Origin of the sequence: Yoonia sp. (assembly GCF_017854415.1) — a bacterium.
Classification (GTDB): domain Bacteria; phylum Pseudomonadota; class Alphaproteobacteria; order Rhodobacterales; family Rhodobacteraceae; genus Yoonia.
This window is the reverse complement of sequence record NZ_JAFMHR010000090.1, coordinates 1-13,489: the sequence shown is the minus strand read 5'-3', so window position 1 is coordinate 13,489 and position 13,489 is coordinate 1. Positions and strand designations below refer to the sequence as shown.

Here is a 13,489-nt window from a genome sequence, read left to right as displayed (position 1 = left end):
CATCGCGATTGATTCAGGATTGTCCGCAGTGCTGGATAGCACGGGTCTTCGATCGCAGCGCGACGACGGCCATTCAACAGTACCTGCGCCGATAGCCACAGCGCATTTTGTGCGCCCATCGTGATCAGGATTTCATCCTTGTTTGCCAAGATCCCGCGACGTGGCAATGTTTGGCGTGCGATAAAGTCGACCAATTCAGGATCATCGCCGTCAAAATAGTCCGATGTCAGCGCATTAAAATCGCGCATACCCAAAGCGCGCAATGCACATAGCCGCCAGTTGGCGCTGTCAAAGAGTGACTTGTCGGCTTGGCCATAGATAAAGGGGTAGCGGTAGCTGGCCCAATCGGCAGGCTTATCAAGGCTCAGTCCCGGTGTGAAACGTTGCGCAATTGTGCGAGTCCAATCGACAGTTCCGGTTTGAAAGCGCTGGGCTGGAAAGGCTGGTGGTTCTGGTGCGTTTTCGGATACGAAATACCCCGACCTACCCCGCGAGGTCAGATAATCGTCCGCCACCAATTCGGTATAGGCCAGCGTCACCGTGATCCGGCTGACCCCTAGATGCGCGGCCATTTTACGAGACGAGGGCAGGCGTTCACCCAAACGGAACCGTCCCGCCAAGATACCTTGCGCCACCATTTGCTGAATGCGCGCTTGCAACGTGCCTTCGGCAGAGGAGTCGAGAAAAAAGGTTTCGACGGATATCGACATTTTTTGGCCTTATGTAGGGGTCCAGATTGGACTTACAAAGACCGTTAGGCAAGAGCCGCGTATCAATTCAAGAAATCAGCGACGGAAACCGGGATCGGCTGCGTTCAAGAAGTAGAGCCAATCGGAGACGCCTCATGAAACTGCTACCTATCGCCTTTATCGCCGTCTTGGGCGCGGCTTGCTTTGCGACTTATGCCACGTCACAGACGTTGCACGCGCCAAGCGTCGTAGCGGAGCAAGTGATTAGCCCTGCTCCGCAACGCTCTTAGCCCAATACGCGCGTGATCGCCTTGTCGACGGCATCAGTTACCTGATCCAAGTCGTCTTTGGTGGCAATCAACGGTGGCGCAAACAGCAAGGTGTTGTTGTAACCCGGCAAGGACCGGTTTGTCGCCCCGATGATGACGCCTTGCGCCATACAGTCTGCCACAATCGCACCAACCAGCTTTTCACTGACTGGTTCTTTTGTGTTGCGATCAAGGACCAGTTCCGCACCCGCAAAAAGGCCCATGCCGCGCACGTCACCGATCCACTTATGCTTGTCCATCAATGCGTTCAGATTTTCCTTAAGGTGCGCACCCATTCTGACAGAGTTCCCACGCAGATCTTCTTCTTCGATTATCTTCATGTTCTCGATCGCTGCCGCCGGACCTGCCGTGCAACCGCCAAAGGTCGAGATATCGCGGAAATAGCTGAGGTGATCGGTGTCGTCTTGCTTGAATTTGTCAAAAACGGCGTTCGTTGTGACGCAGCATGAAATCGCAGCATAGCCAGAGGCCACACCTTTTGCCATTGTTACGATGTCCGGCTGAACGCCAAATTGCTGATAGCCAAACCAAGTACCGGTCCGGCCAACACCGCAGACAACTTCGTCGATGTGCAGCAGAATGTCGTATTTTTTGCAAATCTCTTGCACGCGCTCCCAATAGCCTTTGGGGGCAATAATAATCCCGCCGCCGGCTGTAATAGGTTCCAGGCAAAGTGCGCCGATAGTGTCAGCGCCTTCGGCCAGAATTACATCCTCGATCGCTTGGGCCGCCTTCATCGCATATTCTTCGCCGACCGAACCGTCCTGAGAACGGTACTCGAGACAATGCGGTACTTGCACAAAGCCGGGTGTGAACGGGCCGTATTGCGCATTGCGTTCTTCCTGGCCACCTGCCGACATCGTCGCAATGGTTGATCCATGATAGTCGCGCTCGCGGTAGAGAATTTTGTATTTCTTGCCGCCATGATGGTTATGGCTGATCTGGCGGACCATCTTAAAGGCTTTCTCGTTCGCCTCGGAGCCGGAGTTTGTATAATAGACGCGATCCAGACCGGGCATCTTGTCGATCAGCATTTCAGCGAATTGCGCACCAGGGATTGTGCCCGCTGTGCCGCCAAAGAAACACATCTTGGTGACAGCGTCAGAGATTGCTTTGCCGATCCGCTCGCGGCCATATCCAACGTTCACGGTCCAGACGCCTCCAGACACGGCATCGACGTGTTCTTTGCCCTTGATGTCCCAAACGCGCATGCCTTTGCCCTCGACAATGATGCGGGGGTCAATTGTCTCGTAGGGTTTGTGCTGGCTAAGGTGATGCCACACATGCGCGCGGTCAGCTTCAACAACATTTGCGGGATCGTTTGCGAAAGAATGCGTGTCCATGTGCGGTACTCCTTAAGAAATGGGAAGAAGCGGATCGAATCTTGCTCGTTGTCCGCTGAGTTCTTGATCACATTGCCTTTGGAATGCGCTTGACCGTTAGGGCCAGTTCGATTGCTTGAATATAGCCAGAGGATGCGGGGTTACCGCGTTTTCAGTGGGCTATTCCCGGAGTAACGCAATGAAAATGTTGTATTAAATTTCAACGCCGCTGACCTTTGCACGCAACCCTCTGCAATATCACATCAATTTCCTTGATTGACCTGCGGCCTCGAATTCCTTTCGTTGCTTCGTGACTTGTCGTGGGAATAAACCTTTCGACCACGCGAGCAAGAACAGGCTCCGGTTATTGGGGCCGCAAGAATTGCCAGATTTGATTGTGCTTGGAACCTCCAAGTATTCATGTTTGGCTATTTCAATAAAGGTGGGGCAAACCTGCCAACACGATATTGGCCCTTATTAATGGGGCTGCAACATGGGAGACGACCAATGACGATTAAAAAAGTATTAATGGGTGCCGCTGCAGGCGTAGCACTTATGACAGGTGCCACACAGGCCACCGCAGCAGGCCATGGCGAAATCACTGTCGGCTATTTCCTTGAGTGGCCAATGCCATTCCAGTTCGCAAAAGTGAACGGCACTTACGACGAAGAAATGGGCGTCAAAGTAAACTGGGTTAGCTTCGACAGCGGTACAGCAATGTCCGCTGCTATGGCATCCGGCGACGTACAGATTTCTGTCAGCCAAGGTGTGCCACCTTTCGTTGTCGCAGCATCCGCTGGTCAAGATCTTCAGATCCTCGACGTCGCGGTATCTTATGCCGAGAACGACAACTGCGTCGTATCTTCTGGTCTTGAGATCGACAAAATGAGCGCTGGCGAATTGGCGGGCAAAAAGGTTGCTGTTCCACTCGGTACAGCTGCACATTACGGCTTCTTGCGCCAGATGGACCACTTCGGTGTAGATCTTGCGTCCTTGGACGTTGTTGATATGGCACCTGCTGAAGGTGCTGCTGCTTTGGCCCAAGGTCAGGTTGACATGTCTTGCGGTTGGGGTGGTGCACTGCGCCGCATGCTAGAGCACGGGAACGTGTTGCTGACTGGCGCAGAAAAAGAAGAACTGGGTATCCTCGTGTTTGACGTGACATCTGCACCTGCAGGTTTCGTTGCTGAAAACGGCGATCTGGTTGCTAAGTTCCTTGCCGTCACAGCCGATGCAAACACAGCTTGGAACGATGGTTCCGGTGTTGCTGAAATGCTTCCGGTAATCGCGAACGATGCGGGTATGGACGTAGATGCAACTGCTGAAACTATGGCAACATTCGTGTTCCCTGACGTTGCAACACAGCTGTCCGCAGCATGGTTGGGTGGTGCTGCACCGTCCTTCATGAAGGGTGTCGCAGACGTATTCGTTGAATCCGGCTCGATCCCGGGTGCGCTTGATAGCTACGAAAGCACCGTGAACACAGGTCCGTTGGCCGCTGCCAACGACATGTAATCTGCTCTTACTGGCGCGTGGGAAACTGCGCGCCAGTATTTCGTTTTTCGCGATAATTCTTGCGATGATGCGCAAGAATTTTCAGGGAAAACAACGGGGATAGCCATGTCAGGGTTGCAAATAGATAAGCTGTCGATGCGGTTTGATCTGCCAAATGGGTCGTCAGTGCAGGCGTTGAAAGACGTCACCATCGATCTCAAGGCGGGTGAATTGCTATCGGTGCTGGGGCCTTCGGGTTGCGGAAAAACGACGCTGCTGAACATCGTGGCGGGCTTTTTGGCACCGACCGAAGGGGTCATCACGCTGAACGGTCACACCGTACATGGACCTGCTGCCGAACGTGGCATGGTATTCCAGCAAGGCGCTTTGTTCGAATGGATGAGCGTGCGTGAGAACGTAGGTTTTGGTCCGTCGATGAAGGGGATGCCAAAAGCTGAGAAATCCAAGATCGTTGACCATTTGTTGGACGTTGTGGGCCTGCAAGATTTTAAAGACAAAGCCGTTTATGAACTGTCCGGTGGCATGCAGCAACGTGTGGCGCTGGCCCGCTGCCTAGCTAACGAACCTGATGTGATCTTGATGGACGAACCGCTTGGTGCGCTTGACGCGCTGACCCGCGAAAAGATGCAGGGCCTTGTTCTGAAGCTTTGGAAAGAAACCGGCAAGACGATCATTTTGATCACCCACTCCGTCGAAGAGGCATTGCTACTGGGCGAGCGATTGATCGTCATGGCGCCACGTCCCGGCCGCATTCACACAGAATATCGCCTGCCATTTGCAGAAATGGGCGTCGGCCAAGACCTGCGTGAAGTTAAAAAGCATCCGAAGTTCGCTGAAACCCGCGAGGAAATCCTCGGGATGATTTGGGACATGGAAGAAGAAATCATGGGCCGGACGGAGGAAGCATAATGTCACTTTTTAGAGAACTCTGGGCCGAGCTTTTGGCCGTACTTTCGACGTTGCTAAGTGCAGCACCTTATATCGTGGGCTACGTTCTGCTGATCCTTCTGATGATGGTGATCTGGGGCGGTATCAAGAAGTTTTTGACGCCCAAGAAAGACTATGGATCTTTGAAGACCGTGACCTTTGGCGATGAAAGCGCTGTCACCTCAAACACTGCCGCGTCGGTGATTTCTATCGTTTTGATCTTTGTGCTTTGGGGCGCGTTTACCGGATCGAAACTTTTGCCGGGCTTCATCCATGCTCCGGGTCCATTCGTGGGTGAGGGCGAATTTAACTACACGATCACGACACCTGCGGGCGAAAGCGACGATGCGACTGTATCGGTCGTGGTGGCCCCATTGGGCGAAGATGTGACGGTCCCTGCGGTCGAACCGGGCGATGGTATCGCCAAGAACGACGCGGTCGCGATTGCAAGCTATCGCAATGAATTGCTGCGCGTCGACAGCAATGACGAAATGGGCCGCGGTGAAGACACATTCGTGACTGCCGTTAACGGGCAGGCAATCGTACCGGGCGGGTCTGTTGACGTCGCCTTTGGTCGTGTTGCGATGTCAGACAAAGGCACGCTGAACATCATCCCAGACACCGGCATGCAGATGGAACCTATCTGGTTGCCTTCTCCCGAAGCCGTCTGGAGCCGTTTGGGCGAAATCGCGACTGTTGGCTACCGGAATTCAACCTTGGCAGAGCATCTTGGTTTCTCGCTGTTTCGCGTGATCGTAGGCTTTGTGTTGGGCGCTCTGGTTGGTATCCCGCTGGGTTATGCGATGGGACTGTCCAACTGGTTCCGAGGTTGGTTTGATCCGATCGTTGAATTTATGCGTCCTGTACCACCGCTTGCTTTGATCCCGCTTGTGATCATCTGGGCGGGTATTGGCGAGGTCGGAAAGATCATCCTGCTGTTCCTTGCGGCCCTTTGGATCATGGCGATTGCGGCGCGGTCCGGTGTATCCGGCGTGCGGATTTCCAAAGTGCATGCGGCCTATTCACTGGGCGCGTCCAAGTGGCAGATCATGCGATATGTCATTATCCCCAATTCACTGCCCGAGATTTTCACAGGGGCACGCGTCGCGATGGGCGTCTGTTGGGGCACTGTTGTTGCGGCCGAATTGGTTGCTGCGGAAAAGGGGGCTGGCATGATGATCATGGTGGCGTCCAAATTCCAAAGTACCGATATCGTTTTGATGGGTATTATCCTGATCGGTATCATTGGTTTCAGCATCGACATGTTGATGCGGCAGGCCGAAAAATGGCTGGTGCCTTGGAAGGGTAAAGGTTGATTCAACCTCCCTATTGACAACCTAAACGGCAAGGGCGAGGGTGTGAAACTCTCGCCCTTTTTGGTTTTCCCGCGTTGATTATCTCTGACCTTCTTTTGCTTTTGCCTGCGCTGTTGGGTTTCTTCATCCTTTTGTTGCTGCGTCGCGGAAAGCCCGTCGCGCCAAAGCAGGAAGGACCACCAGCAAACGCGATTGTCGTGGATGGGTCCAACGTGATGCATTGGGCAGAAGACCCCTCTGCCAAAGTGCTGTCACGGGTGCTGCGGGCGTTAGAGCAAAAGGGATATACGCCCATCGTCTTTTTTGATGCTAATGTCGGCTATAAACTGGACGATCATTATTACGATGAGTCAAAAATCGCGTGGTTGATCGGCGTACCCGCATGGCATGTGTGCGTTGTAAGCAGGGGCGTGGTTGCGGATGAGGCAATCTTGGCCTTTGCTTCGGACCACCACCTGCGTGTTGTCACCAACGACAAGTTCCGCGACTGGCGTGTGCAGTTTCCGCACGCCGACAAAAAGGGGATATTGGTGGGCGGCACATGGCGCGAAGGGTCGGTTGTCTGGCGCGGAACGCTTTAGGCAAGGTTCACTGCAGGGCAGGCGCGGAAGTCTGAAATTGCCGGACCGATCCCGCTTAGCGAGAAGCCGATGGTCGTGTCGCCCAAGATCGCATAGGCGCGTGTGTTGAACTCTAATCCATTCAGAACATTGCCAAAGCCGCGGTCTTTTACCGTCAGGCTGCGGCCATCATTGCTAAGCGTGTAGCGGTCGGTTTGGATGCTGATCGGGCGTTCGCCTGCAAAGGCCATGCCAAACGTCGGATCGCTGGGCCACGTGCCATTTGGCAGGGTCACAGTGACCGTATACTCGGTGATTGCTGCGTCATAGGTGACGATGATCTCGCCTGCATCCGAAGTGTCAGTAAGGGTACAGACCCGCAAAGCCGAAAATTCCCACGCGGTGGCGGGAGTGGCGAGCAAGAGGAAGGCAAGAGCGATGCGCATAAGGGTAAGATAGCGGGTTATGGCAAATGACAAGAGTGCTGTCTGCGTTGAGTGGTTAACCGGGCGTCCGGCGGGTGATTGGTTAACGGGGTTTGAACTATTGTTGTGTGTTGAGGGCGCCAAGGGCAGCGTCCGCCCATGGGGGCGGGGCGGTCATTGCCCGACCTATCGGCGAGGAGGGGGCGCTTGACTAGGAGTGAAATTCCATTGGGGTGGCTATTTCTTACCTCCATACCTCGACTTCCCACCGCGCATTCCTCCACGTCCGGCTGTACTTCGTCCTGACGCTTTCTGCGCGTCGCCTACGGCTTTATCCACCGCTTGCTGTCGTGCCAATGGATCATCGGCGATTGTCAATTCGACCGTTTCCAGCCGCTTAACCTCATCGCGCAGTCTTGCAGCCTCTTCAAATTCGAGGTTCTCGGCGGCTTTGCGCATATCCGTACGCAAGCCGTCCAACACAGCCGCAAGGTTTGCGCCAGCCATTGGTTTGTCGATCTTGGCGGTCACGCGGTTCATGTCCACATCGCCTTTGTAGAGGCCTGCGAGGATGTCCTCGACGTTCTTTTTGACCGTCGTCGGTGTGATGTTGTGTTCGACGTTGTAAGCTAGTTGCTTGACGCGGCGGCGTTCGGTTTCTTTCATCGCGCGTTCCATCGAACCTGTGATCCGGTCGGCGTACATGATCACGCGCCCGTCGGCGTTGCGCGCGGCGCGGCCGATGGTTTGCACCAGCGATGTTTCGGACCGCAGAAAGCCTTCTTTGTCCGCATCCAAAATTGCCACCAAACCACATTCGGGGATATCCAACCCCTCGCGCAGCAGGTTGATCCCGATCAGCACGTCAAATGCCCCAAGACGCAGGTCGCGCAGGATTTCGATCCGTTCAATCGTGTCGATATCGCTGTGCATATAGCGCACGCGAATGCCCTGTTCGTGCATGTATTCGGTGAGGTCTTCTGACATGCGTTTAGTCAGCGTTGTGACCAGCGTGCGGTAGCCGTCAGCGGCGACTTTGCGCACTTCGTCCAGCAGATCGTCGACTTGCATCTCGACGGGCCTGATTTCGATCTTGGGGTCGATCAGACCAGTGGGGCGAATGATTTGTTCGGTGAACACGCCGCCCGCTTGGTCCAGCTCCCACGCCGCAGGAGTAGCCGAGACGAAGACAGATTGCGGGCGCATGGCGTCCCATTCCTCGAACTTCAGCGGACGGTTGTCCATGCAGGACGGCAGCCGGAACCCGTGTTCGGCCAGCGTCATTTTGCGTCTAAAGTCACCTTTGTACATGCCGCCGATCTGGGGCACCGATACGTGAGACTCATCCGCGAAAACGATCGCGTTATCGGGGATGAATTCGAACAATGTGGGGGGTGGTTCGCCCGGGGCGCGGCCCGTCAGATAGCGCGAATAGTTTTCGATGCCGTTGCACACGCCTGTCGCCTCGAGCATTTCCAGATCGAAATTGCAGCGCTGTTCCAGCCGTTGTGCTTCGAGCAGTTTGCCTTCGCCAACCAGTTGATCGAGCCGCATACGCAGTTCTTTTTTGATGCCGATGACGGCTTGGTTCATCGTTGGCTTTGGCGTGACGTAGTGCGAATTTGCGTAAACGCGGACCTTGTCGAAGGTGTCGGTTTTTTCGCCAGTGAGCGGGTCGAATTCCGTGATATTTTCCAGTTCCTCGCCAAAGAACGACAGTTTCCAAGCGCGATCATCAAGGTGTGCCGGCCAAATCTCGAGGCTATCGCCACGCACGCGAAACGTGCCGCGCTGGAAGGCGTGGTCATTGCGTTTGTAGGCTTGGGCGATCAGATCAGCGATGATCTGGCGTTGGTCGTAGGTTTTGCCGACATGGAGGTCTTGGGTCATCGCCCCATACGTCTCGACCGAGCCGATACCATAGATGCAAGACACCGAAGCCACGATAATAACATCATCGCGTTCCAGCAGTGCGCGCGTGGCCGAGTGGCGCATGCGGTCGATCTGTTCGTTGATCTGGCTTTCTTTTTCGATGAAAGTATCTGACCGCGCTACGTAGGCCTCTGGCTGGTAGTAGTCATAGTAGCTGACGAAGTATTCGACAGCGTTTTCGGGAAAGAATCCTTTAAACTCGCCATAAAGCTGCGCGGCCAGAGTTTTGTTGGGGGCAAGAATAATCGCGGGCCGCTGCGTTTCCTCGATCATTTTTGCCATGGTAAAGGTCTTGCCGGTACCAGTGGCCCCCAGAAGCACTTGGTCGCGTTCACCGTTGCGGATGCCTTCGGACAGTTCTTTGATCGCGGCGGGTTGATCGCCCGCCGGTTCAAATTCCGTGTGCAACACGAATGCCTTGCCGCCTTCTAGCTTTTCGCGTGTTTTCACGTCGGGCGCTGGATTCGCAAGGAACTGTTCAGGTTCAGATTTGTCTGTCTGGGCGTAGGCCATAACGGTGTCCTTTTGTTCCTACCTATAATTGATGTGTTTGGGGGCAGGTTCAAGGGTCGCTGACTGGTTGACGCGGGCCTAAGAAATCATAGTCTCTGCACAAATCATAAAGGTGCCCCCATGTCTGACCATATCGATCCCGCGAAACTTGACCGTCTGGCAGAAGTAGCCGTGCGTACGGGTGTGAACCTGCAACCGGGCCAAGACCTTGTAATTACAGCACCTATGGCCGCACTTGATCTGGTCCGCAGGATTGCGGTGCATGCTTACAAAGCGGGTGGCGGGATCGTCACACCATTCTTTAGCGATGATGCGATCACACTAGCCCGTTATGAACACGCGTCTGACGAAAGTTTTGACCGCGCGCCCAACTGGTTCTTTGAAGGGATGGCTGCGGCGTTCAAAGGCGGCGCTGCACGGATGGCGATCACAGGCGATGACCCGATGCTTTTATCCGAACAGGACCCAGCAAAGGTCGCACGGTTGAGCAAAGCGACATCGATTGCTGCTAAGCCCGCGATGGGTCCGATTGTCGGGTTTGAGGTGAATTGGAATATTGTCGCTTACCCCGGTGCAGCTTGGGCGGCGCGGGTTTTTCCCGATCTTCCTGTGGATGAGGCGCAAGGCAAGTTGATGGATGCGATCTATGCCGCGTCCCGTCTGGAAGGCGATGATCCGGTGGCAAATTGGACTGCGCACACGGCAACGCTGAAAGAGCGTGTGAATTGGCTGAATGCGCAGGACTTTAGCGCGTTGCATTACACAGGGCCCGGAACCGACCTGCATTTGGGTTTGGCTGATGGGCATATCTGGAAAGGTGGCGCATCGCCTGCGTTGAACGGTGTCGTATGTCAGCCGAACATTCCAACCGAAGAGGTGTTCACTTGCCCACATGCATACAAAGTTGACGGCACAGTGGCCGCGACGAAGCCATTGGCGCACCAAGGTTCGGTTATTGAAAATATCGCCGTACGTTTTGAGGCTGGCCGGATTGTAGAGGCGACAGCAACCAAAGGTGCCGACGTTTTGAACGCATTGCTGAAAACCGACGACGGGGCCAGCCGGATTGGCGAGGTGGCGCTGGTTCCGCATTCCAGCCCGATCAGCCAGTCGGGAACGCTGTTTTACAATACGTTGTTTGACGAAAATGCATCGTGTCATATCGCGTTGGGGCAGTGCTATGCCGATACGATTGAAGGCGGATCAGAACTGTCACCCGAAGAGATCAAGCAAAAGGGCGGCAACCAAAGCATCATCCATGTGGATTGGATGATGGGATCAGATGCGGTTGATATCGACGGGATTACCAAGACCGGCGAACGGGTACCAGTAATGCGCGGCGGCGAATGGGCGTGACAGACGCTTGCGCTTGCGCGTTCTTTTGCACATATAGAAGTAAGCTTCAGGAGACCGGCGATGCGTGCACGAATCTATAAACCTGCAAAGACTGCTATGTCCTCTGGCACGGCGAAAACAAAGCATTGGGTGCTTGAGCACGTATCCGAGACAGCCCGCGAGGTCGATCCGCTGATGGGCTGGACATCGTCAACTGATACCCAAGCGCAGGTAAAGCTGGAATTCGACACGAAAGAGGCAGCTTTGGACTATGCCAAAGAGCACGGCATCGAAGCGATTGTGCAAGAGGCCAAATCACGCGGCGTGAATATTCGCCCCGGTGGATACGGCGATAACTTTGCAACCAACCGCCGTGGTGTCTGGACGCATTAATTGCCCGTTTAAACCCGGGCGAAGACTCCGTGAAGTAGGCCTTCATTCAACATATTGAGCGATAACCAACGCCTTTTCATGTGTTGGTACCTTGCCGTAGCCGGTTTACTCATGACCGAATGACCATTGAATAGGTGCGCTTGGCGGTCTTGTGCATCAAGTACCCGTCCTCAGCGTTGATGGCTTGGCGGTTGACCGTCAGACACGTATTTATGGCAATTGCTAGGTGACGACGTCACGTCACGCGGTGATATGGCCGTATCCAACCTGTCCTTAAGTCTATGCATCGGCATTTTCCTTTATTTTGTCTTAATTCGATCTTAGCCGCTGGTTTCAGAGTTTTATTGAACTTTGTGTTTTTGTTTCGATTAGTGACGAGTTTAAAATGTTTGAGAATGTCCGGCCCGCACTGCGGCCCTTTAAGACACGCGCCAAGTCCACTTTGCGCAGTCTTACCTTTGCGCTTGGCTGCGCAACACTTGTGTTTACCTCGTCGCATGAGGTTCATGCGCAAGACCGTTGGGAAGTCTTGAACCAGAGCTTCGAAAGCTTCAACAATTACACGCCTCCAACCCGTTGGGACATCGATCCTGATAGCAGCTTTGTTGGATGGGCATCATCCACAGGCGAGATAGAGATATGGCGCAGCGGCTTTAACAACGTGACAAGCAAAGACCGCGACTTTCACATTGAGCTTAATGCCAATCGGGCCGGGCGGATATCGCAAGAGATTTGCCTTGTCGCGGGCGAAATATTTTCATGGCAGTTTGCACATCGCGCCCGCGCCGGCGGCGGACTGACGACCCAAAGCATCGCATTGACAGCAAGAGACGCGATGAACCAAATGGTGCAGACTTTTGCAACATCTTCACTGCCGCGACCGTCAAGCAATCTTAATGATGACTGGTCTGTTTTGAGCGGCAGCCAAGCGTTTACTGGTCAAACGGGTAAATACAGTATTGGTTTCGAGTCTGGCGACGCTGGCTCCTATGGTAACTTTATCGACGCGATTAACCTCCAGCCAATTGCGCTGATGGAATTTGGCGCGGCGTCCTACAGTGATGTTGAGACACCGGGCAGCAATCTGCCTCTGTTGTACATTTCTGGCGTAGTGCGTGAAGCCGCCGAAGTCACTATTCGCGTCACCAGCGCGAATGCGACGGCCGGCGTCGATTTCACAGTCGCAGGCGACACCAACAATGATGGGGTTGGTGTTGTTACCGTTCCCGCAGGAACCTACGACGGGACGCCAACGACAGCGGTGTCCGGTTTGATCACAATCAAGAATGACGACCTTGTTGAAGGCGACGATATTCTTTCAATCACATTGGAAACCATCGCCCCGCCGGCGCAAGATTTCGCTTTTAATACGACTTTGCAGACGGGGGACATCGATTGCGCTGGTCCTGCTTTGACGACCACGACCTATACAATTGTCGACGATGACAATGCACCGGTTGCAATGAACGACAGCGTCTTGGGTCCGGTTTCGGAAGCATCGGTCAGCGTCGATATCCTTAACAATGATACGGATGTGGACGGGAACAACACAATCGACCCAACACGTGTGTCGTTGATTGCGCCCACAGGCGTGACCGTCGTAAACCGACAAACCAATTCGACGACCGGTGACGTCACCGGGTTCGATGTCCCGGGCCAAGGGACTTGGTCCTATGTCGCAGCCAATGGTATGCTGACATTCACACCTTTTGCGGGCTTCGTGGGTGATCCATTCCCGGTGTTCTATACTGTCAAAGATAACGGCCCGAACACATCAGAGCCAGCAATGGTGTCGATTGACTACGTCGATCCTGCGCCACGGATTGAACTGACCCAAAAGGTCGCGTCGGTCCTGGATACCAACGAGAACGGTATCTTTGGCGATGCGGGTGATACAGTTACCTATGTTTATACCGCCAGAAATACTGGCGATACGTCACTTGCAGGGGTTCAGCTCTCAAGCAACGGCGTTGGAGGTCTTCTTGACGGTTTCGACATGCTTGATGGCACCAGCGTGTACACACCAGAGCCTGCCTTTGATCCAAACGCAGTTGGCTATGTTGGTCTGCTGGCGCAAGACGACGGCGCTGTGCAAATCGGTACGGCAACTTACGTCATTTCGCCCGCAGATGCATTGCTTGGTACAATAAGTACACAGCCCACTGTGACATCGACTGCGAGAGTGTCCGATCTTCTGTGTATGAGTAATTCGGTCCATGCTTCCAAACCAAAG

Annotated in this window: 12 protein-coding genes; 8 read left to right on the top strand and 4 right to left on the bottom strand. The window is 54.2% G+C overall.

The annotated features are described in order from the left end of the window. A partial coding sequence (locus tag QZ197_RS10895) for a GntR family transcriptional regulator (protein ID WP_296431963.1) occupies window positions 1–710 on the bottom strand: 710 nt, incomplete at its 3' end. A 134-nt stretch (window positions 711–844) separates the two neighbouring features. On the opposite strand from QZ197_RS10895, the gene QZ197_RS10890 reads away from it, so the two are divergent. Then, window positions 845–979 carry a hypothetical protein gene (locus QZ197_RS10890; protein WP_296431962.1) on the top strand — a complete coding sequence of 45 codons (135 nt, stop codon included), beginning with the start codon at window positions 845–847 and terminating at the stop codon, window positions 977–979. Here QZ197_RS10890 and QZ197_RS10885 read toward each other — a convergent pair. Next, window positions 976–2,361, bottom strand: coding sequence for an aminotransferase class III-fold pyridoxal phosphate-dependent enzyme (locus QZ197_RS10885; RefSeq protein WP_296431961.1), 1,386 nt, complete (start codon window positions 2,359–2,361; stop codon window positions 976–978). The genes QZ197_RS10890 and QZ197_RS10885 overlap by 4 nt on opposite strands. A gap of 486 nt (window positions 2,362–2,847) precedes the next feature. On the opposite strand from QZ197_RS10885, the gene QZ197_RS10880 reads away from it, so the two are divergent. From QZ197_RS10880 to QZ197_RS10865, 4 genes are all read left to right on the top strand, one after another. Next, entirely contained in the window at window positions 2,848–3,855 is a 1,008-nt protein-coding gene (locus tag QZ197_RS10880) for an ABC transporter substrate-binding protein (RefSeq protein WP_296431960.1), read from the top strand. A 105-nt stretch (window positions 3,856–3,960) separates the two neighbouring features. Further along, complete coding sequence (locus tag QZ197_RS10875) at window positions 3,961–4,764, top strand: ABC transporter ATP-binding protein (RefSeq protein ID WP_296431959.1); 804 nt, start codon at window positions 3,961–3,963, stop codon at window positions 4,762–4,764. 101 nt (window positions 4,765–4,865) lie between these two features. Beyond that, window positions 4,866–6,098 carry an ABC transporter permease subunit gene (locus QZ197_RS10870; protein ID WP_296431965.1) on the top strand — a complete coding sequence of 411 codons (1,233 nt, stop codon included), beginning with the start codon at window positions 4,866–4,868 and terminating at the stop codon, window positions 6,096–6,098. A gap of 74 nt (window positions 6,099–6,172) precedes the next feature. Next, window positions 6,173–6,679, top strand: a complete 507-nt coding sequence (locus QZ197_RS10865; RefSeq protein ID WP_296431958.1) for a hypothetical protein — start codon at window positions 6,173–6,175, stop codon at window positions 6,677–6,679. Here QZ197_RS10865 and QZ197_RS10860 read toward each other — a convergent pair. After that, window positions 6,676–7,104, bottom strand: coding sequence for an excinuclease ABC subunit B (locus QZ197_RS10860; protein WP_296431957.1), 429 nt, complete (start codon window positions 7,102–7,104; stop codon window positions 6,676–6,678). The genes QZ197_RS10865 and QZ197_RS10860 overlap by 4 nt on opposite strands. A 216-nt stretch (window positions 7,105–7,320) precedes the next feature. After that, complete coding sequence (uvrB, locus tag QZ197_RS10855) at window positions 7,321–9,528, bottom strand: excinuclease ABC subunit UvrB (RefSeq protein ID WP_296431956.1); 2,208 nt, start codon at window positions 9,526–9,528, stop codon at window positions 7,321–7,323. A gap of 120 nt (window positions 9,529–9,648) precedes the next feature. Here uvrB and QZ197_RS10850 point away from each other — a divergent pair, with 120 nt between their 5' ends. The 3 genes from QZ197_RS10850 to QZ197_RS10840 all read left to right on the top strand — a co-directional run. Beyond that, window positions 9,649–10,884 carry an aminopeptidase gene (locus QZ197_RS10850; RefSeq protein ID WP_296431955.1) on the top strand — a complete coding sequence of 412 codons (1,236 nt, stop codon included), beginning with the start codon at window positions 9,649–9,651 and terminating at the stop codon, window positions 10,882–10,884. 60 nt (window positions 10,885–10,944) lie between these two features. Further along, a complete protein-coding gene (locus QZ197_RS10845; RefSeq protein ID WP_296431954.1) occupies window positions 10,945–11,256 on the top strand; it encodes an ETC complex I subunit in 312 nt (103 codons plus the stop codon). A gap of 385 nt (window positions 11,257–11,641) precedes the next feature. Further along, window positions 11,642–13,489, top strand: a 1,848-nt coding sequence (locus tag QZ197_RS10840) for a hypothetical protein (RefSeq protein WP_296431953.1), incomplete at its 3' end; no start/stop codon positions are given.

Bases quoted from the DNA above. Each gene is read 5' to 3' on its own strand.
- QZ197_RS10890 (WP_296431962.1), top strand. From the start codon at position 845: ATGAAACTGCTACCTATCGCCTTTATCGCCGTCTTGGGCGCGGCTTGC.
- QZ197_RS10885 (WP_296431961.1), bottom strand. From the start codon at position 2,361: ATGGACACGCATTCTTTCGCAAACGATCCCGCAAATGTTGTTGAAGCT.
- QZ197_RS10880 (WP_296431960.1), top strand. From the start codon at position 2,848: ATGACGATTAAAAAAGTATTAATGGGTGCCGCTGCAGGCGTAGCACTT.
- QZ197_RS10875 (WP_296431959.1), top strand. From the start codon at position 3,961: ATGTCAGGGTTGCAAATAGATAAGCTGTCGATGCGGTTTGATCTGCCA.
- QZ197_RS10870 (WP_296431965.1), top strand. From the start codon at position 4,866: ATGATGGTGATCTGGGGCGGTATCAAGAAGTTTTTGACGCCCAAGAAA.
- QZ197_RS10860 (WP_296431957.1), bottom strand. From the start codon at position 7,104: ATGCGCATCGCTCTTGCCTTCCTCTTGCTCGCCACTCCCGCCACCGCG.
- uvrB (WP_296431956.1), bottom strand. From the start codon at position 9,528: ATGGCCTACGCCCAGACAGACAAATCTGAACCTGAACAGTTCCTTGCG.
- QZ197_RS10850 (WP_296431955.1), top strand. From the start codon at position 9,649: ATGTCTGACCATATCGATCCCGCGAAACTTGACCGTCTGGCAGAAGTA.
- QZ197_RS10845 (WP_296431954.1), top strand. From the start codon at position 10,945: ATGCGTGCACGAATCTATAAACCTGCAAAGACTGCTATGTCCTCTGGC.